Annotated in this window: 26 protein-coding genes; 10 read left to right on the top strand and 16 right to left on the bottom strand. The window is 61.2% G+C overall.

Annotation, left to right across the window (positions count from 1 at the left end):
* Positions 1-13 precede the first annotated feature (13 nt).
* Positions 14-427 (bottom strand): VOC family protein, encoded by a 414-nt coding sequence (locus tag BM026_RS14400; RefSeq protein WP_058422912.1) that lies wholly within the window; start codon positions 425-427, stop codon positions 14-16.
* A gap of 47 nt (positions 428-474) precedes the next feature.
* On the opposite strand from BM026_RS14400, the gene BM026_RS14395 reads away from it, so the two are divergent.
* Positions 475-1,401, top strand: coding sequence for a LysR family transcriptional regulator (locus BM026_RS14395; protein WP_071488576.1), 927 nt, complete (start codon positions 475-477; stop codon positions 1,399-1,401).
* Here BM026_RS14395 and ribD read toward each other — a convergent pair.
* From ribD to BM026_RS14365, 6 genes are all read right to left on the bottom strand, one after another.
* Entirely contained in the window at positions 1,380-2,486 is a 1,107-nt protein-coding gene (gene ribD, locus BM026_RS14390; protein WP_092240859.1) for a bifunctional diaminohydroxyphosphoribosylaminopyrimidine deaminase/5-amino-6-(5-phosphoribosylamino)uracil reductase RibD, read from the bottom strand. The two genes, BM026_RS14395 and ribD, sit on opposite strands and share 22 nt — an antisense overlap.
* A complete protein-coding gene (locus BM026_RS14385) occupies positions 2,483-4,186 on the bottom strand; it encodes a WD40 repeat domain-containing protein (RefSeq protein WP_093512402.1) in 1,704 nt (567 codons plus the stop codon). Before BM026_RS14385 ends, ribD begins: the two co-directional genes overlap by 4 nt.
* A 40-nt stretch (positions 4,187-4,226) precedes the next feature.
* The gene (gene ribA / locus BM026_RS14380) at positions 4,227-4,841 is read right to left on the bottom strand and encodes a GTP cyclohydrolase II (protein WP_071488579.1); all 615 of its coding nucleotides are present in this window, start codon (positions 4,839-4,841) and stop codon (positions 4,227-4,229) included.
* Between the two features lie 58 nt (positions 4,842-4,899).
* Complete coding sequence (locus BM026_RS14375; RefSeq protein ID WP_092240863.1) at positions 4,900-5,907, bottom strand: formylglycine-generating enzyme family protein; 1,008 nt, start codon at positions 5,905-5,907, stop codon at positions 4,900-4,902.
* 63 nt (positions 5,908-5,970) lie between these two features.
* Positions 5,971-6,717 carry a class I SAM-dependent methyltransferase gene (locus tag BM026_RS14370; RefSeq protein ID WP_071488581.1) on the bottom strand — a complete coding sequence of 249 codons (747 nt, stop codon included), beginning with the start codon at positions 6,715-6,717 and terminating at the stop codon, positions 5,971-5,973.
* Positions 6,718-6,809: 92 nt separating this feature from the next.
* A complete protein-coding gene (locus BM026_RS14365) occupies positions 6,810-7,256 on the bottom strand; it encodes a DMT family transporter (RefSeq protein WP_071488582.1) in 447 nt (148 codons plus the stop codon).
* Positions 7,257-7,445: 189 nt separating this feature from the next.
* Between BM026_RS14365 and moaC the strand changes: the two genes are divergently transcribed.
* Genes moaC through moaE form a run of 3 tightly spaced genes read left to right on the top strand, consistent with a single transcriptional unit; the run spans position 7,446 to position 8,613 of the window.
* Positions 7,446-7,919 (top strand): cyclic pyranopterin monophosphate synthase MoaC, encoded by a 474-nt coding sequence (gene moaC / locus BM026_RS14360; protein ID WP_071488583.1) that lies wholly within the window; start codon positions 7,446-7,448, stop codon positions 7,917-7,919.
* Positions 7,916-8,158 carry a molybdopterin converting factor subunit 1 gene (gene moaD, locus BM026_RS14355; RefSeq protein WP_071488584.1) on the top strand — a complete coding sequence of 81 codons (243 nt, stop codon included), beginning with the start codon at positions 7,916-7,918 and terminating at the stop codon, positions 8,156-8,158. The genes moaC and moaD overlap by 4 nt, the downstream gene beginning before the upstream one ends.
* Before the next feature lie 2 nt (positions 8,159-8,160).
* A complete protein-coding gene (moaE, locus tag BM026_RS14350; protein WP_092240865.1) occupies positions 8,161-8,613 on the top strand; it encodes a molybdopterin synthase catalytic subunit MoaE in 453 nt (150 codons plus the stop codon).
* 127 nt (positions 8,614-8,740) lie between these two features.
* Here the strand turns inward: moaE and rhlB are convergent, their stop codons facing one another.
* Positions 8,741-10,210, bottom strand: a complete 1,470-nt coding sequence (rhlB, locus tag BM026_RS14345) for an ATP-dependent RNA helicase RhlB (protein WP_165447910.1) — start codon at positions 10,208-10,210, stop codon at positions 8,741-8,743.
* 96 nt (positions 10,211-10,306) lie between these two features.
* Positions 10,307-10,963, bottom strand: a complete 657-nt coding sequence (locus BM026_RS14340; protein ID WP_092240867.1) for an alpha/beta hydrolase — start codon at positions 10,961-10,963, stop codon at positions 10,307-10,309.
* A 346-nt stretch (positions 10,964-11,309) separates the two neighbouring features.
* Between BM026_RS14340 and BM026_RS14335 the strand changes: the two genes are divergently transcribed.
* From BM026_RS14335 to BM026_RS14320, 4 genes are all read left to right on the top strand, one after another.
* Entirely contained in the window at positions 11,310-12,341 is a 1,032-nt protein-coding gene (locus BM026_RS14335) for an amino acid ABC transporter substrate-binding protein (protein WP_071488588.1), read from the top strand.
* A gap of 72 nt (positions 12,342-12,413) precedes the next feature.
* Entirely contained in the window at positions 12,414-13,595 is a 1,182-nt protein-coding gene (locus tag BM026_RS14330; RefSeq protein WP_058422898.1) for an amino acid ABC transporter permease, read from the top strand.
* 10 nt (positions 13,596-13,605) lie between these two features.
* The gene (locus BM026_RS14325) at positions 13,606-14,703 is read left to right on the top strand and encodes an amino acid ABC transporter permease (protein WP_058422897.1); all 1,098 of its coding nucleotides are present in this window, start codon (positions 13,606-13,608) and stop codon (positions 14,701-14,703) included.
* An 11-nt stretch (positions 14,704-14,714) separates the two neighbouring features.
* Positions 14,715-15,479 carry an amino acid ABC transporter ATP-binding protein gene (locus BM026_RS14320; RefSeq protein WP_003171943.1) on the top strand — a complete coding sequence of 255 codons (765 nt, stop codon included), beginning with the start codon at positions 14,715-14,717 and terminating at the stop codon, positions 15,477-15,479.
* Between the two features lie 50 nt (positions 15,480-15,529).
* On the opposite strand, the gene BM026_RS14315 is transcribed toward BM026_RS14320, so the two are convergent.
* Positions 15,530-16,024, bottom strand: coding sequence for a type II toxin-antitoxin system MqsA family antitoxin (locus BM026_RS14315; RefSeq protein ID WP_093512399.1), 495 nt, complete (start codon positions 16,022-16,024; stop codon positions 15,530-15,532).
* On the bottom strand, positions 16,021-16,332 hold the full coding sequence (locus BM026_RS14310; RefSeq protein ID WP_093512397.1) for a type II toxin-antitoxin system MqsR family toxin: 312 nt from the start codon (positions 16,330-16,332) through the stop codon (positions 16,021-16,023). Before BM026_RS14310 ends, BM026_RS14315 begins: the two co-directional genes overlap by 4 nt.
* A gap of 158 nt (positions 16,333-16,490) precedes the next feature.
* Between BM026_RS14310 and BM026_RS14305 the strand changes: the two genes are divergently transcribed.
* Entirely contained in the window at positions 16,491-17,150 is a 660-nt protein-coding gene (locus BM026_RS14305) for a FadR/GntR family transcriptional regulator (RefSeq protein WP_093512395.1), read from the top strand.
* Positions 17,140-18,405 carry a CynX/NimT family MFS transporter gene (locus BM026_RS14300; protein WP_093529100.1) on the top strand — a complete coding sequence of 422 codons (1,266 nt, stop codon included), beginning with the start codon at positions 17,140-17,142 and terminating at the stop codon, positions 18,403-18,405. The genes BM026_RS14305 and BM026_RS14300 overlap by 11 nt, the downstream gene beginning before the upstream one ends.
* A gap of 37 nt (positions 18,406-18,442) precedes the next feature.
* Here BM026_RS14300 and BM026_RS14295 read toward each other — a convergent pair whose 3' ends face one another.
* From BM026_RS14295 to BM026_RS14275, 5 genes are all read right to left on the bottom strand, one after another.
* Positions 18,443-19,093, bottom strand: a complete 651-nt coding sequence (locus tag BM026_RS14295; RefSeq protein WP_093529097.1) for a DUF1120 domain-containing protein — start codon at positions 19,091-19,093, stop codon at positions 18,443-18,445.
* A gap of 10 nt (positions 19,094-19,103) precedes the next feature.
* Complete coding sequence (locus BM026_RS14290) at positions 19,104-19,724, bottom strand: DUF1120 domain-containing protein (RefSeq protein WP_093512389.1); 621 nt, start codon at positions 19,722-19,724, stop codon at positions 19,104-19,106.
* A gap of 10 nt (positions 19,725-19,734) precedes the next feature.
* Positions 19,735-20,862: a DUF1120 domain-containing protein gene (locus BM026_RS14285; protein ID WP_093529094.1), complete on the bottom strand. Its 1,128-nt coding sequence runs from the start codon at positions 20,860-20,862 to the stop codon at positions 19,735-19,737.
* Positions 20,863-20,873: 11 nt separating this feature from the next.
* Positions 20,874-23,336, bottom strand: coding sequence for a fimbria/pilus outer membrane usher protein (locus tag BM026_RS14280; RefSeq protein ID WP_371914413.1), 2,463 nt, complete (start codon positions 23,334-23,336; stop codon positions 20,874-20,876).
* An 81-nt stretch (positions 23,337-23,417) separates the two neighbouring features.
* On the bottom strand, positions 23,418-24,155 hold the full coding sequence (locus tag BM026_RS14275; protein WP_093119657.1) for a fimbria/pilus chaperone family protein: 738 nt from the start codon (positions 24,153-24,155) through the stop codon (positions 23,418-23,420).

Below are 24,155 nucleotides of genomic sequence, written 5' to 3'. Positions count from 1 at the left end.
CCTTGAGCGGCAATCAGTAAATGGGCCAGCAGCCCGGCGTCAGTAGTTCGACGAGGTTCTCATCCGGATCGCGGAAATAGATGCTCGATCCACCTTTGGGCCAGTGGGTGCGCCCCTCGATGGCAATGTTCGCGTTGTCCAGGCGCGCCTCCCAGGTCGGCAGATCGTCGGCGTCGATGGCAAAGCAGATATGAATGCGCCCGTTGGCGTCATGGGGAGGGATCTCGCCGCCGCTCAAGTATTTGGTTTGAAGAGAGGCGCCCCGTTTGAAGAGCAAGAGAGTATTCTGCTGACCGACATTTAACGCGACGAGTACGTTGCTCTCGACCATCGTCTCAAGCTCCAGGTGCCGGGCGTAAAACGCTTTGGCGCGGTCGAGGTCGTCTACGTACAGCGCGGTCTCAATGATTCGTTTGAGTTGAGGCATGGTTTTGCTCCTTGTTGAAGGTTGCTCCCTGAGATGGAATTCACAGCATGGTCACGGTCCTACTGCGCAATATCGATTTGAATCTGTTGGTGGTGCTCGATGCACTGCTGACTGAAAAACACGTCACCCGCACCGGTGCGCGACTGCATTTGAGCCAGCCGGCCATCAGTCACTCCTTGAGTAAGTTGCGGGTGCTGCTCGACGATCCGATCCTGATCCGCGAGGGTAACGAAGTGGTACTCAGCGCCCTGGCGCAGAATATCCAGGTGCCGTTGCGCGACATCCTCAGCCAAATCGAAACGCTGTTCGGCAAGTCCATCGACTTCGACGCGGCCAGTTCCCAACGTACCTTTCAATTGGCGATGTCGGACTACGGCGCGGCGATTATCCTGCCCAAGTTGCTGGTGCGACTGCGCAGCGAGGCGCCGAACACCACGCTGGTGGTGACCCAGGGCAGCCGGCATGCGATGTTCGAGCAAGTGGCGCAGGGCAAGATCGACCTGGCGCTGGGGGTGTTCCCCAGCCTGACGCCCGATGTGTCGATGGAAGTGTTGTTCGAGGAAACGTTTTCCTGCCTGCTCGACCGGCGGACCCTGTCCAAGGACGGCATGCTGGATCTGGAGAGCTACCTGGAGCGCCCGCATATCCAGGTGTCCATGGACGGAGGTGCCAATGGTGAAGTCGATAGCCTGTTGCGTGCCGAAGGTTTGCGTCGTCGCATCGCCGTCAGCGTGCCGCACTGGCGTACGGCGCCGAGCCTGTTGCACAACACCGACCTGATCCTTACCGTGGCCACCCGCACGCTGGAAGACACGTTGCTCAACCCGGACCTGGTGCAATTGCCGCCACCGTTCAGCATTCCGCGCTTTCCCTTTGTGCAGATCTGGCACCAGCGATTCTGTGACGACCCGGCACATGCGTGGTTGCGCGAACAGGTCAAGCAAGTGGTAGCTCATACCGTGCAGGTCGACTGATCGGGGCGCAGGCGTAATCGCAAGTCCTGGCCCAACTGGGTCACTTCGTACAGGGTGAAGTCCAGGGAGTGGGTGAGGTTTTCCAGCTCCGGCAAATGCACCAGCGGCCGTGCGAGGTCGCCGAGCAGGCGCGGCGCGACGTACAGCAACAGCTCATCCACCAGCCCGGCGCGCAGCAGGTTGCCGGCCAGGGTCGGCCCGGCCTCGACCATCACATCATGCAAGCCGCGCTGGCTCAGATGGACCATCAAGGCATGCAGGTCGAGGCCATTCTGGTTGCCCGGCAGGCCGAGCAAGCGCTCGGCGTTGGCGCCTGGCGGCAGATGTTGCTCGTGCACCACATGCAGGCTTGGCGCCTGGTCGTCGAACACCCTCGCGGTACCCGGCACCCGCGCCTGGCTGTCGAGGATCACCCGCAGCGGCGCGATGGCTTCGGCGGATGCCATCTCGCGTACGGTCAATGAGGGGTTGTCGGCCAGCACCGTGCCGCTGCCGGTGAGGATCGCTGCACTGCGCGCTCGCCAATACTGCACATCGGCGCGCGCCCTGGCGCCGGTGATCCATTGCGAGCGCCCGTTGTTCAGCGCGGTGCGGCCATCCAGGCTCATGCCCATCTTCAGTTGCACCCACGGCCGCTGGCGCTTGACCGAGGACAGGAAGCCACGGTTCAACTCGCGGGCGACCGCATTGAGCAAGCCCACGCGAACCTCGATCCCGGCGTCGCGCAGTTCGGCGATCCCACGACCGTCGACCTGCTCGAACGGGTCTTCATGGGCAACGACCACACACGCCACGCCAGCCTCGATCAGCGCCTGGTGACAGGCACCGGTGCGCCCGACATGGCTGCAGGGTTCCAGCGTCACATAGGCCGTGGCGCCCTTGGCCAGGGCACCCGCCTGGCGCAGGGCGAAGACCTCGGCGTGCGGACCGCCCGCACGCCGATGCCAGCCCTCGCCCACGATGTGTGCACCGTGGGCGATGACGCACCCGACCCGTGGATTGGGCCAGGTGGAGTGACTGCCGCGCTCGGCCAACGACAATGCATGATGCATATGTTGAAAGTCGATTTCGCTGAAGTGGGTCATGGGCGGCGTTGCCCTGCCACAGCGTGGGCGGTGATCGGGTAGATACGCCCGTCGTAGGCGCTGGCCAGGAAGCCACTGCCTTCGGCGTCATGGGTCAGGCATGAAATACCGCTGGCGGTAATCTTCTCCACCTTTGCCCATTTGCGCTTGGCCAGGTCGAACACGGCCACGGTGCCGCCGTAGCTGCCGGTGGCGATCATCTGGCGGTCCTTGGAGATCGCAATGCACTTGATCGAGTGGCTGTGAGGGGTGTCATACACCTCGCTGTTGCCGGCTTGCCACAGGCGCAGCTTAAGGTCGCGACCGATACTGGCAAAGCCGCCCTGGATCTGCGTGCAGCCGTTGGAAATACGGTCGTGGGCCTTGTCCAGGTAGGTTTCCAGCTCGAAGTCTTCGATCCGGAAGAACGCTGCGGCCGCTGTCGCGCATACGCTGAACAGGTACTGTTCATCGGCGGCGATGCCCTTGATGGCGTTCTCGTGCATGCGCACTTCGCGCAGGAAGCGCGGCTGCTGGTGTTCCAGATTGAAGATCAAGGCTTCGCCAGTGTACGTACCGATTGCGGCGTGCAACTGGCCATCTTTTTCGAAGGTGGTGCCGCAGTTGAGCGGTGAGCGGTGCTGGTAGATGACGTCGCCGGTCTTGGCGTCGAACACCGTGCCCATCTGGCCGCCGGTCAACACGCTGTCGCCGAAGGGCAGCAGGAAGTTGCACAGACTGCCGGCCTTGGTGCTGGGCTGGCCATTGATCTGCAGGATGCCGGCATCACCGATGCTGTAGATGTCGTCGCCGACCACCGTGACGGCGTTCAAGCTGATGGCCGGCTCGATGCCGCCCACGTCCCATTCCTGAGTGATGAAATCCCAGGTGGCGTAGGTGGAACCGAAGGTCACGAAGGCGATGCGATGGTTGCCCAGCAATGCACAGCTGCGTGGCCAGATGATGCTTGGCAGTGAAGTCTGGGCGGTTTTTACCAGTTGGTTGTCGGGCGTCAACTCCCACAGCATGACGCAACGGTCGTAGCTGAGGCTGACCAGCAGGCGCTGCGCGTCGTTCCATACGATGCGCTTGATGCCGGCGGCATGGGCAGCTTGCAGGTAGGTGCCGCTGCTGCTGATCACGGAGATTTTGCCTTCGTCGTCACCGGCGAAAATGATGCCCTCACGGGACAGGGCGACGGTGTCGGTTTCGACGCCGCCCAGGTCGATCAGGTCCAGTTGTTCGCCGCTGGCAGCGTCCCAACGGCGGATCGAACCGTCATCGCTGCTGGAAACCAGGGTCTTGCCATCGGCGGCCCAGCACACCGAAATCACGTCGGCATCGTGACCGCTGAGGATCCGCAGGGTTCGCCCGCTGAGGTCGAACAGGCGGATGCTGTGGTCCCGCGAGCAGGTGGCGATGGTCTGGCCATCCGGTGAGAAGGCAGCCATTTCGATGTCGTCATCGTGACCCACCAGCACGCTTTTCAAGCGCAGCGAAGGGATTTCCCAGACGCGGGCGGTGTAGTCGCTGCTGGCACTGACCAGCAGGGTGCCGCTGGCGTTGAACGCACATTGGTTGGCCAGGTGGTCGTGGAGCACGCGCTGGATCGGCGTCTTGGTTTTTGCATCCCACAAAATAACCTGGTTGTCATAACCGGCGGTTGCAACGTAAGTATCGTTGAATGTTGCGATACCGCTAATAGGGCCAAAGTGTCTCATGCGTCATCATCCTTAATGTAGTGTGGGCGAAAGAAAGTGTTCAGGCGCGCTTCGGTTGTTTCATCAGGTTGATCACGTGATTTTTCTTATCGACTTTCGCTTGCAAGTAATGAGTGTTATGTCGGGTGACAAACACACCGGTCGGAATAACGTTGTCCACTACAATGCCGTTATCCACCAGGGCCTGAACTTTGTCCGGGTTATTGGTGATCAATTGGCAATGTTTGATGTTCAGCGCTTTCAACATGCCTGCGGCCATGGAAAAGTCGCGATCATCTTCCGGAAAGTTCAGATGAGTATTGGCTTCGAACGTGTCCATGCCAGAATCCTGCAGGCGGTAGGCGTCCAACTTTGCATATAAGCCGATGCCGCGGCCTTCTTGGCGCAGGTAGATAAGATAGCCACCCACTTCCTGCATGCGCAGGATCGACTCGTTTAATTGCGGGCCGCAGTCACAGCGCTGTGAACTGAATACATCGCCGGTCAGGCATTCGGAATGAATACGCACCAACGGGCTGATGGGATTGGCGGGGCCAAGCTTTATCACGATATGTTCGTGTGCCGTGTCCAACCCACTGAACGTGTAGAAAGTTCCAGGGTTGGAATGGTCGTCCAGGGGGATATCAACATGGTTGCGTACGCTTAGGCGGTTCATGGCGGTTCCTTCCGTGCTTGAATGATCAACGCGTTATTGTTTTGGTACAGAAGAGGGACTACAGGGTTTGTGCGAGGCGAAAGCCCATTACGTAAATCTGTCGCGGATACTTGCCGTGACGCCGGCAATTGCGGGTCAGGTCGCGAAACCGCGTGAAGCTGCCACCACGGGCGATGCGGTGGGTGCCAACCACAGTGACGAGGTCGTCGGTGATGGCGGTGCCGCCGGGGTAGGGGGCGTAGTCGTCAGCGACGAATTCTTCGACATTACCGGCCATGTCCAGACAGCCAAATGGCGAAGCACCCTCGACCAGGAAGCCGACCGGAGTGGTGTCGAACAGGCCCAGTTCGGCGGTGTTGGCACGCTCGGGCAGGAAGGTATTTCCCCAGGGATATTCGAGGTTTTCCGGGCCGGCGGCGGCGTATTCCCATTCAGCCTCGGTGGGCAGGCGGAAGCTGCGGCCACTGGCTTCGCTGAGCCAGGCAGCGTAGGCGTCGGCGTCATCGGCAGTGATCCCGTAGACCGGATGGTTGGCGCGTGCGTGAGGGTACTGTCCGAAGGCCCAGCTTTCGGGAATCCGTGCCTGTGTGTTGGCTTCGAGAAAGGCTCGGTATTCGAGGTTGGTCACCGGATATTTACCGATGGCGTATGGCCGCAGGTGGACGCGATGACGAGGGACTTCCTTGGCGATCCAGTCCCGATCCAGGCCCAGGCCGCGCATGTCATGCATCACCTGGTCGACCGCCGATTCGGCCAGACCGATCTCGACGGTGCCTGCGCTGATTTGAATCATCGTGGGGTTGAGTACATCGAGCCTGGGGTCATGGGTCAGTGCCAGCAGTTGGGCGGCGGCATAGCGCCAGGCCAGCGGCGAGACAGGGTTTTCGACGCGGTCGGCCAACTGTTCGCTGGTCTCTTCCGACACCAGGCGCCAGGCTGCCAGCGGCAACTTGAGGTTGACGGCTTCGTGGAAATGCTCAGGCAGGCCCATCAAGAAACGGTCTGTCATTTCGGCGGTCAGGGGGCCGTCGAACACGGGCCAATGGTTGAAACCCTTGGAAGTCATAACGCTCGTTTTCCTACTGCGTGGGGGAAAAGGCACGTACACCCAGGCGTACGTGCCCGGCCTTCAGAGAGTGCAGATCAGCCCGGTTTGCAGGCAGTTGCGTTCGAAGTCATCCCAGTAGCCCTTGGGGTGCTTGGCCCGCTCGGCCTCGGAAATAATCGGTTTTTGCCACTGCAGGCGGGAGAAGCCGGCTTTCATGATCGCCAGCTCATAGCGTTCGCGGCTCCAGCGATGGAAGGTGAAGGCGCTGGGCGGTGTGGTGACGAATTCGGCGTGGTGGCGAAAGCCGCCTTCATGGGGTTCTTCGGTGAGTACGTGCACGCCGTATTTGGTGAAGTTGCCACGTTTCAATTGAAAGGTTGGCTCTACCGTGTAAGCCACGACCCGTCCACCTGGGGCGAGGTTCTTGGCGACGACCTGGAACATCTTGTCCAGTTTTTCTGGCGAATCGGCATAGTTGAACAGCCAGGCGGCGGTGATCAGGTCGAACTTGCCGAGAATGCCCAGATCGCAGATATCGCTGACGTGGTACTCGATCGGCTCCTGGTTGCGCGCCGACTCTTGCCGGGCCAGTTCAATCATGGAGGCGGAGATGTCCACGCCAACCACTTTGCTGGCACCTTGGCGATACAACTCGCGTCCGAAGAAACCGAAACCGCAGGCCAGGTCCAGTACGGATTTGCCCTGGGGATTACCAACCATACTGAAGAAGGTTGCGGTTTCCACCGAGCGCTGCGAGGCGCTGTCCGTGAAAGCTTCGAAGCGTTCGCCGATGGCGTCGTAAGTTGCCGTTGCAGTTTGAGTGGTCATTGCCTCACCTTTTTAAAGTTAATAGCTGTCGTCAATCCCTGACTGGGAACATGAAGAAGTCTTCTGTTTTTGGTGACCCTGTTAGGCGTGAATCAAGTGCGAGTGGTAATAAGGAATCCTCCTATGACGACAAGTACGCCGACCAGTTTATTAATGTTGAGAGACTGTTTGGGAAAGCCCAATAAGCCAAAATAGTCAATCGCAATTGAAACGATAAGTTGTCCGATCAATACCGCCATGATGAAGTTGAGGGCGCCGAGTCGAGGCGCCATCAATAAGGCTACGGTAATATAAAAAACGCCGGCAACACCGCCCATCCAAATCCACCAGGGGCCGTCTTGCACGGCGGCAAGATTGGGGCGAGGCGCCTTGACTGCAATAATGACAACAATGAGTACAACCAGGCTGACCAATAGAGATACTGCCGTGGCCCATAAAGGATGGCCTAGCAGGTTACCCAGTTTTGCGTTGGTGCCTGCCTGCAAGGGCACTGCAAAACCGGCGAATAAACTGAGCAGGATGAAATACAGTAAGGTCATGAAGTGGGCATTCCGTTTTTTTTCAAGTTTTACGGTGCTTGGATTGTTGGCGCCAATTCTTTGTTCTGATGGGGTGTATTCGTCGCACTGATCGAGCATTGGCTACTGGTGATTCAGGGAAGGGGAATCAGGTGTGCGCAATCTTGACCGACGGGTTTACAATCGCTGCTCCTGATCAGGAGTATCCCTGTGCTGACTCATCTCGATTCCCAAGGTCGCGCCCATATGGTCGACGTCACCGACAAGTCCGTGACGTTCCGTGAGGCGGTGGCCGAAGCGCGTGTGCGCATGCTGCCCGAGACCCTGCAAATGATTGTCGACGGCGCCCACCCCAAGGGCGACGTGTTTGCCGTGGCCCGCATTGCCGGGATCCAGGCCGCGAAAAAAACCAGTGACCTGATTCCCCTCTGCCATCCGTTGATGTTGACGGGTGTCAAGGTCGAACTGAGCGCCGAGGGTGCAGACTTGGTGCGTATCGTGGCGCGCTGCAAACTCTCCGGCCAGACCGGCGTGGAGATGGAAGCCCTTACTGCTGCCAGCGTCGCGGCGCTGACGATCTACGACATGTGCAAGGCGGTGGACCGTGGCATGACCATCGAAAGTATTCGCCTGCTGGAAAAACTCGGCGGCAAAAGCGGGCATTTCAAGGCGGACCAGGCATGAGCATCAACGTATTGTTTTTTGCGCGTTACGCCGAAGCGGTGGGTTTTGATTCGTTGGAGATGGAGGGCGACTTCGCCACTGTCGATGCGGTGCGTCTGGCGCTGGCCAGTGACCCGGAGTTTGCAGTGCTCAACGAAACCAGTCTGATGTGTGCGCGCAACGAAGAGATGTGCGGCCTTGATGAGCCGGTGCAGGCAGGTGACGAAGTAGCATTCTTCCCACCCGTGACCGGAGGCTGAACATGGCCATTCGTGTGCAGGTCCAGGCGTTTGATCCCGGTGCTGAAGTCAACGCGATGCATGCGGCCAATGTCGGCGTGGGCGCGGTGGTGAGTTTTGTTGGCTATGTACGCGATTTCAATGACGGTCTGGATGTCGCGGGAATGTTCCTGGAGCACTACCCCGGCATGACCGAAAAGGCCCTGGCCAAGATCGCTGTGGAAGCCGAGCAGCGCTGGCCGTTGCTCAAGCTGGAAGTGCTGCACCGCATTGGCGCGCTGGAACCTGGCGAGCCGATTGTGTTTGTCGGGGCGGCCAGTGCCCATCGCCAGGCGGCGTTTGATGCCTGCGCGTTTGTGATGGATTACCTGAAGACGCGGGCGCCGTTCTGGAAGAAGGAAAATACCAGCGAGGGGCCGCGTTGGGTGGAAGGGCGCCACAGCGACCACGCCGCCGCGGATCGCTGGAAGTCTTAGGCCAAACACAGCACCAAATGTGGGAGGGGGCTTGCCCCCGATTGCAGTGGGTCAGCCAACAGAGATGTTAGATGTGCCATCGCTATCGGGGGCAAGCCCCCTCCCACAGTTTTCACTGCATTCCAGCTTACGGACGCTTGCGTTCAACGGCGCGCAACAGGTGCGTCGGCGGCGTCTCACAGCTGATCTTGCGCCCCAGCAACGCCTCGATCGACGGCAGCTGATACGAGTCATCTTCCCCGGCAAAGCTGATCGACACACCCGCCGCTCCGGCACGGCCGGTGCGGCCAATGCGGTGCACGTAGTCATCCGGCACTTCCGGCAGGGTGAAGTTGATCACATGGCTGATGCCGTCGATGTGAATCCCACGCCCGGCCACGTCGGTGGCCACCAGCACACGGATCTTGCCTTCGCGGAAGCCTTCCAGGGTCTTGATGCGCTTGTGCTGTGGCACGTCGCCCGACAGTTGCGCGGCGTTGACACCGTCACGCACCAGGCGTTCTTCGATCCGGCGCACCTCGTCCTTGCGGTTGGCGAACACCATCACGCGTTCCCAGCCGTTGTCGTTGACCAGGTTGTAGAGCAGCTTGTACTTATCGGCGCCGGCTACCGCGTAAATGTGTTGCTCGACGTTCTCGCTGGCGACGTTTTCCGCTTCGATCTCGACGATGGACGGGTCTGTGGTCCATTGCTTGGCGAGGTTCATCACGTCTTCGGTGAAGGTCGCGGAGAACAGCAGGGTCTGACGCTCGGATTTCGGCGGGGTCTGGCGAATGATCTGGCGCACTTGTGGGATGAAACCCATGTCGAGCATGCGGTCGGCTTCGTCCAGCACCATCACTTCGACCATGTCCAGGTGCACGTCGCCGCGCTGGTTGAAGTCCAGCAGACGGCCAGGGGTGGCCACCAGGATGTCGCAGTGACGGGCTTCGAGGTGCTTGAGCTGCTTGTCGAAGTCCATGCCGCCCACGAACGTCATGACGTTGAGGCCGGTGTACTTGGTCAGGTCGGCGGCGTCCTTGGCGATCTGTACCACCAGCTCCCGGGTCGGGGCGATGATCAGCGCGCGCGGTTCACCCATGTAGCGCTCTTTGGGCGGCGGCGTCTGCAGCAACTGGGTGATGATCGAGATCAGGAACGCGGCGGTCTTGCCGGTGCCGGTCTGGGCGCGGCCGATGGCGTCTTTGCCGGCCAGGGTAAAGCCCAGCACCTGCGCCTGGATCGGCGTGCAGTACGGAAAACCAAGGTCCTGGATGGCGTGCATCAGTTCCGGGGCCAGCTTGAAATCATGGAAGCGGGTCTTGCCTTCCTGGGGTTCGACGACAAAGTCTTCGAGTTTCCACGGAATTACCGGCGGTTTTGGCGCACGTTCACGGCGCGGTTTTGGTGCCACCGGTGCGGCAACGGGTTCGACCGGTCTGGCCTGTTCGGGTGGGGTCACCGTCGGCTTCTTCGGCTGGGCGGCGGGTGCGGTCCGGTCGGGCTGTCTGCCGTCATTGCGGCTGCCGGCTGTCGGGGCAGGAGCACTGGAATCAGGCGCGAGCGGCTCAGCCTCGCTTTTGCCGAACATCTTCTTGAGTGCTTTGAGCACGGTGATCTCATTAATTGGTTAAGGAATGTACGCCGGCCAGTGTAATGCAAGAATCGGGCGCGGCGTAGTGCGTCTGTCATACGGCTACATAAACGCAGGTGTTCAGCCCAGGCGAGCGGTCAACCAGGCACCGATATCGCGTATCTCCTCGGGTAACACTTCGTGGCCCATTGGGTATTCCTGCCATGTCACGGTGACACCACGGCTCTTCAAATGCTCGTAGGCGCTGCGGCCCATGGCGTTCTGCACCACGTCGTCGTACTGGCCGTGCAGGCACAGCGCGGGAATGCGCTGCTGGCTGGCGGACAATTCCAACTCGTCGCTGAACGTGGGGGCATAGGTGGAGAGGGCAATCACGCCACCCAAGGGGCCTTCCCAATTCAGGAAAGCGGTGTGAAAGACCACGGCGCCACCCTGGGAAAAACCGGCGAGGAAAATCCGCGAAGCGTCTATTCCGGTTCTCTTCTGTGCCTCGATCAAATCCGTGACCATTTTTGCCGAGACTTCCAGCTCTTCCAGGCTGATGGAACGGGCCGGGCTCATGGCTTTGATGTCGTACCAGCTTGGCATCTCGTAGCCACCATTGATCGTCACCGGCCGGGTCGGTGCCTGGGGCAAAACGAAACGCGTGGTCAGCAGGCTTTCCTGCAGCGCCTCGGCCACTGGCAGGAAGTCATAGCGATCGGCACCCAGGCCATGCAACCAGATAACGCAGGCGTCTGCGGGCTTGGCGGGCTGAAGAATCAAGGGTTCGGTCATGTCTGCTCCATTAATGTGCGCGCGCTCCGATTAAGTGCGACGGAACGGTGCGCGATGGGTTGATCTGTTAAGAAGATGTCGCACGGTTGAATCTTTTTCTCTTGACCGGGGGCTGGAACGACTCAGCCGGCACTCTGGTACGGCGCTTGCTATGTGTTGAACGATGTCAGCGCTATCCCGGGACGGTAACACTATCAGTGACTGCCGCTTGTGGGATAGCAACTGGAATTACTGCGACAACTTCATGCCGCTTGACCCTAAAAAAAGCCAACACGGGTCGATATCGCCTCATAAGGGTGCGCTGAGGTTCGAGCTCCGACACAACAAGAGCAAACTGGAGGTTTGAATGAAGGTATTGAAATCCACCCTGGCCATCGTGACTGCGGCGGCTGTACTGGGTGTCAGTGGTTTCGCCCAGGCGGGCGCTACGCTGGACGCCGTGCAGAAAAAAGGCTTTGTGCAGTGTGGCGTGAGTGACGGCCTGCCGGGTTTCTCGGTACCGGATGCCAGCGGCAAGATCCTCGGGATTGACGCCGACTTTTGCCGCGCTGTGGCCGCTGCCGTTTTCGGCGACGCGACCAAGGTCAAATTCAGCCAGTTGAATGCCAAGGAGCGTTTCACCGCGCTTCAATCCGGCGAAGTCGACATTCTGTCCCGTAACACCACCATGACCAGCTCCCGCGACGCCGGCATGGGCCTGAAATTCCCAGGCTTCATCACTTACTACGACGGCATCGGCTTCCTGGTAAACAACAAGCTGGGCGTGAAAAGTGCCAAGGAACTGGACGGTGCAACCATCTGCATCCAGGCCGGTACCACCACCGAGCTGAACGTTTCCGACTACTTCCGTGGCAACGGCCTGAAATACACGCCGATCACCTTCGACACTTCCGATGAAAGCGCCAAGTCGCTGGAATCCGGGCGTTGCGACGTACTGACCTCCGACAAGTCCCAGCTGTTCGCCCAGCGCAGCAAGCTGGCCTCACCGAAGGACTACGTTGTTCTGCCGGAAACCATTTCCAAGGAACCACTGGGCCCGGTCGTGCGTAATGGCGACGACGAGTGGCTGGCCATCGTGCGCTGGGTTGGCTACGCCATGCTCAACGCTGAAGAAGCCGGCATCACCTCCAAAAACGTCGAGGCTGAAGCCAAGTCCACGAAGAACCCGGACGTTGCGCGTCTGCTCGGTGCTGACGGCGAATACGGCAAAGACCTGAAAGTGAAGAAAGACTGGGTTGTACAGATCGTCAAGCAAGTCGGTAACTACGGTGAAGTGTTCGAGCGCAACCTGGGCAAGAGCACCCCGCTGGAAATCGACCGTGGCCTGAACGCGCTGTGGAACGCTGGCGGCATTCAATACGCACCACCTGTGCGCTGATCGCTGATGGTTCTGTCACCCGGTGGGCCAACCGCCGGGTGATGTTCTGTTCCATTATTTCCGGGGCACTTCATGCAAAATCAAATCGGCGCACCCAAGCAGAAGCTCAGCTTCAGCGACCCTAAAGTGCGTGCGTGGCTCTTCCAGATCATCACGATAGTGGCGGTGGTCTCGCTGGGCTGGTACCTCTTCAACAACACCCAGACCAACCTTCAGCACCGGGGCATTACCTCGGGTTTCGACTTTCTTGAACGCAGTGCCGGCTTCGGCATCGCGCAGCATTTGATCGACTACACCGAATCGGACAGCTATGCCCGGGTCTTCGTGATCGGCTTGCTCAACACCTTGCTGGTGACCTTTATCGGCGTGATCCTGGCGACCTTGCTGGGGTTCATCATCGGCGTGGCGCGGCTGTCACCGAACTGGATGATCAACAAGCTGGCGACCGTGTATGTGGAAGTGTTCCGCAACATTCCGCCGCTGCTGCAAATCCTGTTCTGGTACTTCGCGGTGTTCCTGACCATGCCGGGGCCGCGTAACAGTCATAACTTCGGTGACACCTTCTTTGTCAGCAGCCGTGGCCTGAACATGCCGGCAGCGATTGCCGCTGACGGATTCTGGCCGTTTGTGGTCAGCATCGTTGTCGCCATCGTGGCAATCGTGCTGATGGCGCGTTGGGCCAACAAACGTTTCGAAGCCACCGGCGTACCGTTCCACAAGTTCTGGGCGGGCCTGGCGCTGTTCATCGTGATCCCGGCGTTGTGCGCCTTGATCTTCGGCGCGCCGCTGCATTGGGAAATGCCCAAGTTGCAAGGCTTCAACTTTGTCGGTGGCTGGGTACTCATCCCTGAACTGCTGGCACTGACCCTGGCGCTGACCGTCTACACGGCAGCGTTCATCGCCGAGATCGTGCGTTCGGGCATCAAGTCCGTCAGCCATGGCCAGACCGAAGCCGCGCGCTCCCTGGGCCTGCGCCCTGGGCCGACGCTGCGCAAGGTCATCATCCCGCAGGCGCTGCGGGTGATCATTCCGCCGCTGACCAGCCAATACCTGAACCTGGCGAAGAACTCGTCCCTGGCCGCCGGTATCGGTTACCCGGAAATGGTCTCGCTGTTTGCCGGCACGGTGCTCAACCAGACCGGCCAGGCCATCGAAGTCATTGCCATCACCATGAGCGTGTACCTGGCGATCAGCATCAGCATTTCCCTGCTGATGAACTGGTACAACAAGCGCATTGCGCTGATCGAGCGGTGAGGAAACCAGCATGACTACGCATACATTCAAACCGGATATGCCGCCGCCGAACAAAGTGTTCGGCCCGATGGCATGGATGCGCGCCAACCTGTTTTCCAGCTGGCTCAACACCCTGCTGACCCTGTTGGCGTTTTACCTGATCTACCTGGTGGTGCCGCCGATCCTGCATTGGGCGATCCTGGATGCCAACTGGGTCGGCACCACGCGGGCCGATTGCACCAAGGAGGGCGCCTGCTGGGTGTTTATCCAACAGCGCTTTGGGCAGTTCATGTACGGCTACTACCCCGGCGACCTGCGCTGGCGCGTGGACCTGACCGTGTGGCTGGCCATCGTTGGCGTGGCGCCACTGTTCATCTCGCGTTTCCAACGCAAGGCGATCTACGGCCTGAGCTTTTTGGTGCTGTACCCGATCATCGCCTACTTCCTGTTGCATGGCGGCATCTTCGGCCTGACCAACGTGGCGACCAGCCAATGGGGCGGGCTGATGCTGACCCTGGTGATTGCCACCGTCGGCATCGCCGGCGCCTTGCCGCTGGGCATCATGCTGGCGTTGGGGCGGCGCTCGAACATGCCGGCGATTCGGGTGGTCTGCGTGACCTTCATCGAATTCTGGCGCGGCGTGCCGTTGATCACCGTGCTGTTCATGTCCTCGGTGATGCTGCCGTTGTTCCTGCCCGAAGGCATGGGCATCGACAAGCTGCTGCGGGCGTTGATCGGCGTGATCCTGTTCCAGTCGGCCTACGTGGCCGAGGTGGTGCGCGGTGGCTTGCAGGCGATTCCCAAAGGTCAGTACGAAGCGGCTGCAGCGATGGGCCTGGGTTACTGGCGCAGCATGGGCCTGGTGATTCTGCCGCAAGCCCTGAAGCTGGTGATTCCCGGCATCGTCAACACGTTCATCGCGCTGTTCAAGGACACGAGCCTTGTGATCATCATCGGCCTGTTCGACCTGCTCAACAGCGTCAAGCAAGCCGCCGCCGATCCTAAATGGCTGGGCATGGCCACCGAAGGCTACGTGTTCGCGGCCCTGGTGTTCTGGATTTTCTGTTTTGGTATGTCGCGCTATTCCATTCATTTGGAACACAAGCTCGACACAGGCCACAAGCGTTAGGAGTTGTTGTTATGAGCGAAGCGATCAAACAGCCTGTGAGCCCTGAAGGCATTATCCAGATGCAGGGCGTCAACAAGTGGTACGGCCAGTTCCACGTGTTGAAAGACATCAACCTCAACGTGAAGCAGGGCGAGCGTATCGTGCTGTGCGGCCCGTCGGGTTCGGGCAAGTCCACTACCATCCGCTGCCTCAACCGCCTGGAAGAGCACCAGCAGGGCCGCATCGTGGTCGATGGCGTGGAGTTGACCAACGACCTCAAGCAGATCGAAGCGATCCGCCGCGAAGTCGGCATGGTGTTCCAGCATTTCAACCTGTTCCCACACCTGACCATCCTGCAGAACTGCACGCTGGCGCCAATGTGGGTGCGCAAGATGCCCAAGCGCAAGGCCGAGGAAATCGCCATGCACTACCTGGAGCGCGTGCGCATCCCGGAGCAGGCGCACAAGTTTCCGGGGCAACTGTCCGGTGGTCAGCAGCAGCGCGTGGCGATTGCCCGTGCGCTGTGCATGAAGCCGAAGATCATGCTGTTCGACGAGCCGACTTCGGCACTCGACCCGGAAATGGTCAAGGAAGTACTCGACACCATGATCGGCCTGGCCGAAGACGGCATGACCATGCTGTGCGTGACCCACGAAATGGGCTTTGCGCGCACCGTGGCCAACCGCGTGATCTTCATGGACAAGGGGGAGATCGTGGAACAGGCGGCGCCGAATGACTTCTTCGACAACCCGCAGAATGATCGGACCAAGTTGTTCCTGAGCCAGATCTTGCATTGATCGATGCTTGAAACGATAAACCCGGCCTGGCGCCGGGTTTATTTTTGGGGCTAGGACACTTTGAGCGTTTCAGCGTTATCGTGTTTGATGTAGGTGAACGCGCCGCGCATGTCTGCACCCTCGGCCAGGGTTTTTGCGTCAGCCAGCAAATGCGGGTGACGATCCAGCAAGCGCATCAGTAATACCAGGGGTTTGGGGGCAAGCAGTTCGCCGCGTTCGTAGCGTGAGAACGCGTTGTGGCCGCCTCCCGACAGCAGTTCGACGGCCTCTTTTTGCGTAAGATGCAGCTTGCGTCGGATGCGTTTTATCTCGGCGCCGATGATTTGTCGGAAGGCAAGGATCAATTCTTCCTTGGCTTTGCCGTAGCGGTCTGCACTGTCGTTTTCTGGGTCCCAGAATCCGTCACCACACACCTCACACTCCCAGCCTGAAAGATTGTCGATCCGACGCTCCATATTTTTGACTCTGATTGTTTCGCTGCGGCCCTGGTAATAACTCAATGCATCGGGGGCCCCGCAGATGTAGCACAGCTCTTTCTTTTTCATGGGTTTTTCTCCTTGAAGGAGATCACCGGAGGTCTACCGTCTGTGCGGTAAGTGACCTTGATGTAAATCTCCCTACCTTTCGAGTGGGTGTGGTACACGTCCTGCCATACTCGATGGTCTCCATAAGTGGTCATCGACTTGTACAACATCCAGTTTCGCAACTCATAAATAACGTCCTGCATTTCCTCGATGCCAAATCCAAGACGCTCGCCACATTCCTCTGCTGTCCGGGTGAATGCTTTCCTTCCCAACCGCCTCACATCCGCCTTTATCACCGCCAAATCGTAATGAGGTGTGTACTTTTCCATAAGACACCTAAGTCCATAATTACCCTCAAAGGGTAATTTTACCAATCGAAAATACTGCTCCTTTACCTGCCTAAGAACCGTAGTGCGTTGCCTTTGTAGGCAAGTCCGAATAGGCTGTAGGAAAATTCATCCTATGATTGGACGAAAGCGCGGAGCCCATGACAGACATCGTCCCTTTGATCAAACGCTCCCTGGTCGACCAGGCCCTGGAACAGTTGCGCCTGCGCATCACTGAAGGCCGGTGGGCCATCGGTGAGCGCCTGCCCACCGAGCCCGAGCTGTCCGCCGAATTGGGCATCAGCCGCAACACCGTGCGCGAGGCCATGCGCGTATTGGCGTTCTCCGGCTTGATTGAAATCCGCCAGGGCGATGGCAGTTACCTGCGCTCGATGACCGATCCGCTGGGCACGATGCGGGCGCTATCCCACTGCACCCTGGAGCAGGCGCAGGAGACGCGGCAGATTCTTGAAGTGGAAGCCATCGGGTTGGCCGCCATGCGTCGTACCGAACAAGACCTCATCGCCTTGCGCGAAGCCCTTGACACCAGTGGCAAGCTGTTTCACGGCGACCTTGAGGCCTATATCAGCGCTGACCTGTTGTTCCACAAGCATCTGGTGGACGCCGCGCACAATCCGGCACTCAGCGAGCTGTACCAGTATTTCTCGCGCATCGTTGCCGCCCAGTTGCGCCAGACCCTGAACATTTCACCGCGTCGCCAAGCGGTGTTCGACCTGCACACCGCCTTGCTCGACGCCGTGGAACAGCAAAACCCTGAACGCGCCAAATCCCTCTGCCGGCAGTTGATCAATGAGCCTTGAAACCCAGCGCAAAACCGAATTCGAAGAACTGCTGATCGACGCCGAAGCCGATGACGAGGTGGTGCAGCACACGCCATCGCCAGTGAGCCGCCCATGGTTGTTGCTGCTGGGCCTGGTGCTGGTGGCACTGAACCTGCGTCCGGCACTGTCGAGCATGGCGCCGTTGCTGGCCGACGTCTCCGCCAGCCTGGGGCTGTCGGCAGCCCGGGCCGGTCTGCTGACCACGTTGCCGGTGTTGTGCCTGGGCCTGTTCGCGCCGACCGCTCCGTTGCTGGCGCGCCGCTTCGGCGCCGAACGGGTGGTGCTGGGCATCCTCCTGACCCTGGCTGCCGGCATCATCCTGCGCAGTTCATTTGGCGAAGCCGGGCTGTTCGTCGGCAGCCTGATCGCCGGAGCGAGTATCGGCATCATCGGCGTACTGTTGCCGGGGATCGTCAAGCGTGATTTCCCCCGGCAGGCGGGCACCATGACCGGCGTCTACACCATGGCCCTGTGCCTGGGGGCGGCATTGGCAGCCGGCGCTTCGGTGCCCCTGAGCCATTACTTCGGCGACAGCTGGAGCATCGGCTTGGGGTTCTGGGTCTTGCCGGCGTTGGTAGCGGCACTGGTCTGGTTGCCGCAGGTCGGGCACAAGCACGGTGCGCACCACGTGGCCTATCGCGTGAAGGGCTTGCTGCGCGACCGGCTGGCCTGGCAGGTGACGTTGTACATGGGCCTGCAATCGTCCTTGGCCTATATCGTGTTCGGCTGGTTGCCGTCGATTCTGATCGGCCGTGGCCTGAGCGCCACTGAGGCCGGGTTGGCGCTCTCGGGTTCGATCATCGTGCAGCTGTTCAGCTCGCTGGCGGCACCGTGGTTGGCGACGCGGGGCAAGGATCAACGGCTGGCGATTGTGGTGGTGATGCTGCTCACCCTCGGTGGCCTGTTCGGTTGCCTGTACGCGCCGCTCGACGGCTTGTGGGGCTGGGCGATCCTGCTGGGCCTGGGCCAGGGCGGCACCTTCAGCCTGGCGCTGACCTTGATCGTGTTGCGCTCGCGGGATTCCCACGTGGCCGCCAACCTGTCGAGCATGGCGCAAGGCTTTGGCTACACACTAGCGTCCATGGGGCCATTGGCGGTGGGTGTGCTGCATGACTGGACCGGCGGCTGGGGCGCCACCGGCTGGGTGTTCGCTGTGATCGGCCTGGGGGCAATCATCACAGGGCTCGGCGCCGGCCGAGCACGCTATGTTGGCGTGCTCAGCGAGCGGGTTTGATCTGCGGCCTCGAGGTAACGCAGGGGCTGCGTACGGCCTACAGGTACACCACTTCCAGCGTCGCGGAGCCATCCATCGGCGTTTCCACACTCAGGTCGAGGTTTTGCCTGGCGTTGATCACGGCTTCCAGGGTGAGGGTGCTGGTCAGGTTCTGGATCGCTGATGGGCCGGCGGTGCTGCCGGCCACATCGGTGAAGCCCAGCAGGCTCCTGGAGCCGATATCGATGGGGTTGCTGTTGGATGTACGCCACGCCACGCCACCCGTGGTGGACTCGGTGCCGTAAGTCACCGGCAAAGCATCGGCCACCGTTTGCTTGGGATCGAATTTCACCGAGTACACGCCAATCTTGTTACCCGCGCTGTCCAGGCCCAGGCCGTAGTAAATCTCGCTGTTGACGTGAGCCGAGCCGTCGCGGTTGTCGTGCATGCGCAGGGCATAGCGACCGGGGGCGTTGCAACTGACGGTCAGGGTCAGTGACTTGAGCGGCAGCCGGGTGCCCGTGGCCTGGTTGAGGTCCTGCCGGGAGATCTTGCCGAAGTCGATCAACCCACCGCCGGAAAACGCCGGGGTGCAGGCCATGGGGGTGATCAGGCCACCCACGGTCAGTTCCACCGTGGACGCGGCCTGGGCGGTTGAAATACTGGCCAGCCAGGCAAGGGCGGCCACGCGAATCAGTGAGGCGTTCATGGTTCAGCTCCTATAAGTACTTGATGGTCAGGGTCACCGAGCCTTCGAAGGGCACTTCTTCGCTCAGTGGCAGGGTGTTGGCGGGGGCGAGGGCTGGCACGACGTGCAGTTGGGCGGTCAGTTGCTGCACAGGTACTGGAGCGAATACGTCTTTTGGGGCAAATGCGGTGAGGAAGTGGTGCGAGAGAATGCTCGTGGGGGACCAGGACGAGGACGCCGTCGAGCCAATCGGTATCATCTCAACGCCGTCGGCCAACGCGGTATCGAGGGTCAGCAGCAGGAAGCCGAGCTTGGCGTTATTGCCGGTCAGCCCCAGGCCGAATGAGTTGGGTGAATCGTTGTAACTCGAGCCGAGGCGATTGTCCCGGGGCTCAAGGGCCAGCAGCGTCATGGCTTCACAGGTGATTGCCAGTTGCAGGCTGGTGGCGGGCAATAGGGTGGGTCGATCGCTGTTCAAGTCTTTGGCGGCTATCTTGCCCAAGTCATACACGCCGCCCTCGGACAATGCGGGCGCGCAGGCGCTGGGCGTGATCAGGCCGTTGATACTCAGCTCGACGGTTGAGGCGGCCTGGGCCTGTAGCATGTGGGCCAGCCACACGCAGGCGGTCAGTCGGATCAGTATCGCTTTCATGGTTGCGTTCCTATAGGTAATGAATTTCGAGGGTGCCCGCGCCGTCGAGGCGTACCTCGTTGCCCAGGTCCAGGGTGCCCAAGGGCGCAATGGTCGCTTCCAGGCTCAACGTGGCGCTGAGGTGTTGAATGGCAGTGGGTCCCCCGGTACTGCCGGAGGTGTTGCTGAACCCCAGGTAGCGATTGGCGCCTACCGCAGTGATGCGTGCGCTGGCGCTGCTCCAGGGCAGGCCGCCGGTGCTGGAGAAGGTGTTGAAGACATGGGCGAAGCTGTCGGCAGCGATGTGCGACGGGTCGAACAGCAGGCGATAACGCCCGATTTTCTGGCGGCTGGCGTCCAGGCCCAGGCCAAAGGTGGTTTCATCCGTGGCGCCGGTTGCCGAACCCTGGCGGTTGTCCTGCATGCGTATGGCAAAGGTCGTCGGTGCATCGCAGGTCACGCTGAGGGACAGGGGCCGTGGCGCCAGAAGGGTGTCCTTGTCGATGGACAGGTCGCCGATCGAAAGTTTGCCCAGCTCCACATGGCCGCCGTTGGACAGGGTGGGGGTACAGGCGGCCGGCGCAAAACGTGCCTGCCAGTGCAACTCGCGCGAGCGCCCGGCGGCGAAGGCGTCGAACAGCCCGGAGGTGTCCCAGGTGACTGTGTCGCGTACCCGGGCGGCATCTTCGTTGGCCCAGGCACTGGCCTGCAGCTGTAGCGACAGGTTGCGCCCGGTCACCGCGACGCCACCACGCATCGGCACCACGCCGTGGTCGGGCTGCCAATTCAGATGGCCAGCGACCACCGATGGCGCCTGCCCCGGGCCTGCAATCAAACCAAGCTCGACCGTTTGACCGTCGAGCACTGCATCGCGCACTTGCAAGCCGTAGCTGCCGCGCTCGGTGAAGCGAAAGCGCCCAGGGCCCGCGCCCAGCCCACGATAAAACACACTCATGTCGATAGGTTGCGGGCAGTTCAACGTCAGGCTCAGTTGTCGCTCTCCCAGCAGGCGCTCGGGGGCGGGCACCCATGCCACGGCGCGGTTCATCAAGCCAAAGTCCATGTGCGTCTGGCTGAGGTTGAGTTGGCATTCGTCGGCGGCCAGGGCGTGGGCGCCGAACAGCACGCCTATGACGTACAAGACAGGTTTCAGGCCCATGGTCACAGTCCTCATGGTTGGTGGCACCGGGCGGGTGCGGTTTCGTAATACACCTCGGGGTCGACGTCGTCCGCCAATTCGTAGCTCAGGCGGCAAGGCGCCTGGCCCGGGGCCTTGATCCACAGCGGGCGCGGGTTGAGTACGTCGGGCAGGAAGACTTTGCTGTCCTCCTGCACCAGAGTGATGAATTCACCGTCGGCGGTGCTGACGGTCGCGCCGCGCGGCAACGGCTGACCGTTGTCGGTGGTCACGTTCAATAGCGCGCGCCGGGTGAGGGCGACGCCGAATTCAACCTTGTCCACCGCGCCGCGCCCGGCGGAAATCACCGCCAGGCCGTTGTGGATATCGGCGTTGCGCGGCAGTGAGCGCGTCTGCACTTCCACCGGGCTGCGGCCGTAGGCGTTGAGTTGCGGCACAACGGCCTGGCCTTGCCAGTCGGTCCACACCGGGCCGCTGGGCGTTGCCACCTTGATCCCCGCCATCTCGCCCACCGACATCACGGCAAAGGTGTCGCGCACCGGATAGGGCGAGAAGGTCAAGCCGTCGCCATGCACCACCACGCCGCCACGGGCGCCGCCCTGGTAACTGGAGTGCTCGTCGTTGCTGCGGGTGTAGTTGAAGTCCAGTTGGCTGTACCACGGCAGGGCCGAGACACCGATCGAAGACTCCACCTCGCGGTCGCGGCTGTCATGCTCCACGCCCACGCGGTAACTCAACTGGTCGTTGAGTTGCTCGTTCAACCCCACGCCCAGGCGATGCTCACCGCCGGCCCTGCGCGCCCAAGTGCGGGCGCGACGGTTTTCACCCAGCGGCAGGCTGATGTTCAGGTAAACGCTGTCATCGTTTTGCTGGCGGCCGCCCACCTGCCATTCGGCACTGGCGGACACCGACACCCGGCCAAAACTGGTGCCCCAGGACGCCAACGCGCGGCTGCTGCTTTCACCGTTATAGGCCGCAGTGCGCGACACGCCGGCACTGAACGCTCCCAGCGCTGGATGTGCCCAGGACGCGGTGAGGCTTTGCTGATCGCGATAGCGCGAGCGCTGTTGGTCGCGACTGTTGCCGACGAAGGTTGAGTCCTCGAGGTCGCGATAGCCCTGGGAGCGCCACGAGCCGGCAGTGGTCACCGACCAGTTTTCACTCAAGCGCTGGGACCAGGACACGTCCGTCTGGACGCCACGCTCACGCCCCTCGTGGCTGGCCTGGGCCGCTTGCGCCGAGACCTGCAATTGGCTGTCCTGCCAGGGCAGCCAACCCAGGTTGATGCCCGCCGATCGATAGTCATCGGCCATCAGTGCACCGCCGCCGAGGCTGACTTGCGGATGGATCGCACCACTCCACCCCGCGCTGACCACCCAGGGCTCGGTGCCGTCACTGTCGCCAATCTGCCGCACGCGGCCCGCCGCCACGGAATACCCCGGCGCCGGCAAGCCCAGCCCGAGCATGGCGGCAGGCACCGTAAAGCGGCGTTCTTCGCCGGTGGTTTCCTTGATGGTGACTTCCACGTCGGAGCGGCTGTTCAAGCGGCGCACATCCGTCAGCGCGAACGGTCCGGCCGGCACCACGGTGGAGTGAATCAGCGCACCGTTCTGGCGGACTTCCACCTGGGCCGGGCTGTTGGCGATACCGTTGATCGTCGCGCCCTGATTCTGGTCTTGCAGTGCGGTTTCGGTCAGCACTTGGGCGCCGGTGATCTGCGTGCCCGCCAGCACCGGGTTGTAGAGGCTGATCTGGCCGGCCTGGAACACGGCCTGTTGCTCGGCGAAGGTGCGCTGGGCATAGGCATCCAGATGAGTGGTGCGTGAGCGGCTGTCTTGCCAGGTCTTGACCTGGCGGCTGCGTACGATCCAGTCGCCGGCGTTGAAGCCGACTTCGGTGTTGGCTGAGCCGAAGCGGCTGGTGGCGTCACCGAACTCGTTATGCAGGCCCGTGAGGTCATAGTTGAGCAGGCCGGCAAAACCACCGGTCTGATAGCCGGAGATATCCTGCCGGGCGGGGCGCAGTGCGTCGGTCGGTACCACCAGGGCCAGGCTCAGGCTGGCCGGGTCTTGCTCGATGACGGTTTGTCGGTAGCGCTCGAGGAAACGATGGCAGCCTGGGGTCTGGACTTCATCGGGCACTATCAGGTTGGCCGCATCCAGCAGGGCCTGGCTGAAGCAGAGACTGCCCTGGCGGTCGAATTCCACATCCACCCGCCCACGGCGTTGGCCGTTGACGCTCAGGTTGACGGCATGCCTGCCCGTGGCAAAACGGGGCGTTTGCAGGAGCAGGTTGGCCAACTCCGGATCGATGCCGCGATGGGACAAGGTTTGGGGGTCGAAGGCGCCGGCAATCAGGTTGTCGCTCGCCCAAGCTGCCTCGTATGGCAGTGAACCACCCAGGGTCAGCGCCAGCCCTGCCAATAAGGTGTGCGCGCGGCGTGGTGAAACGGCGGGCACGGCTTGGCCGCGGCGATCAGTCATTACTGTGCTCACAAGGTCATTCTCAGCTGTGGGTGGCCTGCTGACTCTGCGGTTCAGTCAGGCCCTCTGGTGGCGTTGGCAGGCCACTCTTTTTTATAGGGTGATCGGTGCTTCGTAAGGCGCCACGGCAAAGCCATACACCGTGGCCGGTTGCAGTTGCACGCGACTCGCGCCGCTGCCGGTGGCCGTCACGCGCAGGGTTTCACCGGGCAGCACGTAGGTACGCGGCAGCAAGGCCGAACCGTCGCCGGGCAACAAGCGCAACTCCTGAGCCAGGCGTACCACATAGGCCGTGGGGTTGCTGACGCTCAATTGGTTGTTCTGCAGGCGCCACTCCAGTCCGGTCCAGGGTGTGCGGTTGGGGGGCAGGCCCTTGGGGTGCAGAATCACCGGCAGGTTCTGGCGCACGGTCACGCCCACCCGTGCGTGCCCGGCCTGGGCCGCCGAACGGCCTTGGGGCATGCCTTCGAATATCACCCGTTTCAGGCGCTGGGTTTTCAGCGGTTGCGGCGATTGCAGAATGAAACGGATCAATTGGCTCTTGTTCGGTTCCACCCGGGCCAGGGGCGGGGTCACGAACAACAGCGAGGCTTTGTCCTCGGGGATGTCTTCAAGGGTCACGTGCAACAGCGCCAACTTGTCGTCGGTATTGGTCACGGACACCGAGGCTTCGCCGTCCGCCTCGTTGACGATGACCACCGAGGTGTCGGGCACCATGCCGTCGGCCAGCACCCATGAGGGGCCGGCGAACGTCAGGGCCAGTGCGCCGAGGTAGAGGCCGGCGTAGCGAATGGCGGTGAAGGCGCGGGTTGAAAAGGGCAGGGGGGACAT

Origin of the sequence: Pseudomonas sp. NFPP24, assembly GCF_900112095.1 — a bacterium.
Lineage (GTDB): Bacteria > Pseudomonadota > Gammaproteobacteria > Pseudomonadales > Pseudomonadaceae > Aquipseudomonas > Aquipseudomonas extremorientalis.
This window is presented reverse-complemented; position numbering and strand designations above follow the sequence as displayed.

Bases quoted from the DNA above. Each gene is read 5' to 3' on its own strand.
- BM026_RS14300 (WP_093529100.1), top strand. From the start codon at position 17,140: ATGAGCCTTGAAACCCAGCGCAAAACCGAATTCGAAGAACTGCTGATC.
- BM026_RS14375 (WP_092240863.1), bottom strand. From the start codon at position 5,907: ATGACTTCCAAGGGTTTCAACCATTGGCCCGTGTTCGACGGCCCCCTG.
- moaE (WP_092240865.1), top strand. From the start codon at position 8,161: ATGGCCATTCGTGTGCAGGTCCAGGCGTTTGATCCCGGTGCTGAAGTC.
- BM026_RS14330 (WP_058422898.1), top strand. From the start codon at position 12,414: ATGCAAAATCAAATCGGCGCACCCAAGCAGAAGCTCAGCTTCAGCGAC.
- BM026_RS14315 (WP_093512399.1), bottom strand. From the start codon at position 16,024: ATGAAAAAGAAAGAGCTGTGCTACATCTGCGGGGCCCCCGATGCATTG.
- BM026_RS14370 (WP_071488581.1), bottom strand. From the start codon at position 6,717: ATGACCACTCAAACTGCAACGGCAACTTACGACGCCATCGGCGAACGC.
- BM026_RS14395 (WP_071488576.1), top strand. From the start codon at position 475: ATGGTCACGGTCCTACTGCGCAATATCGATTTGAATCTGTTGGTGGTG.
- BM026_RS14285 (WP_093529094.1), bottom strand. From the start codon at position 20,862: ATGGGCCTGAAACCTGTCTTGTACGTCATAGGCGTGCTGTTCGGCGCC.
- moaD (WP_071488584.1), top strand. From the start codon at position 7,916: ATGAGCATCAACGTATTGTTTTTTGCGCGTTACGCCGAAGCGGTGGGT.
- BM026_RS14385 (WP_093512402.1), bottom strand. From the start codon at position 4,186: ATGAGACACTTTGGCCCTATTAGCGGTATCGCAACATTCAACGATACT.
- ribD (WP_092240859.1), bottom strand. From the start codon at position 2,486: ATGACCCACTTCAGCGAAATCGACTTTCAACATATGCATCATGCATTG.
- BM026_RS14325 (WP_058422897.1), top strand. From the start codon at position 13,606: ATGACTACGCATACATTCAAACCGGATATGCCGCCGCCGAACAAAGTG.
- BM026_RS14320 (WP_003171943.1), top strand. From the start codon at position 14,715: ATGAGCGAAGCGATCAAACAGCCTGTGAGCCCTGAAGGCATTATCCAG.
- BM026_RS14275 (WP_093119657.1), bottom strand. From the start codon at position 24,155: ATGTCCCCCCTGCCCTTTTCAACCCGCGCCTTCACCGCCATTCGCTAC.
- BM026_RS14295 (WP_093529097.1), bottom strand. From the start codon at position 19,093: ATGAACGCCTCACTGATTCGCGTGGCCGCCCTTGCCTGGCTGGCCAGT.
- BM026_RS14340 (WP_092240867.1), bottom strand. From the start codon at position 10,963: ATGACCGAACCCTTGATTCTTCAGCCCGCCAAGCCCGCAGACGCCTGC.
- BM026_RS14335 (WP_071488588.1), top strand. From the start codon at position 11,310: ATGAAGGTATTGAAATCCACCCTGGCCATCGTGACTGCGGCGGCTGTA.
- BM026_RS14290 (WP_093512389.1), bottom strand. From the start codon at position 19,724: ATGAAAGCGATACTGATCCGACTGACCGCCTGCGTGTGGCTGGCCCAC.
- BM026_RS14400 (WP_058422912.1), bottom strand. From the start codon at position 427: ATGCCTCAACTCAAACGAATCATTGAGACCGCGCTGTACGTAGACGAC.
- BM026_RS14310 (WP_093512397.1), bottom strand. From the start codon at position 16,332: ATGGAAAAGTACACACCTCATTACGATTTGGCGGTGATAAAGGCGGAT.
- BM026_RS14305 (WP_093512395.1), top strand. From the start codon at position 16,491: ATGACAGACATCGTCCCTTTGATCAAACGCTCCCTGGTCGACCAGGCC.
- BM026_RS14365 (WP_071488582.1), bottom strand. From the start codon at position 7,256: ATGACCTTACTGTATTTCATCCTGCTCAGTTTATTCGCCGGTTTTGCA.
- ribA (WP_071488579.1), bottom strand. From the start codon at position 4,841: ATGAACCGCCTAAGCGTACGCAACCATGTTGATATCCCCCTGGACGAC.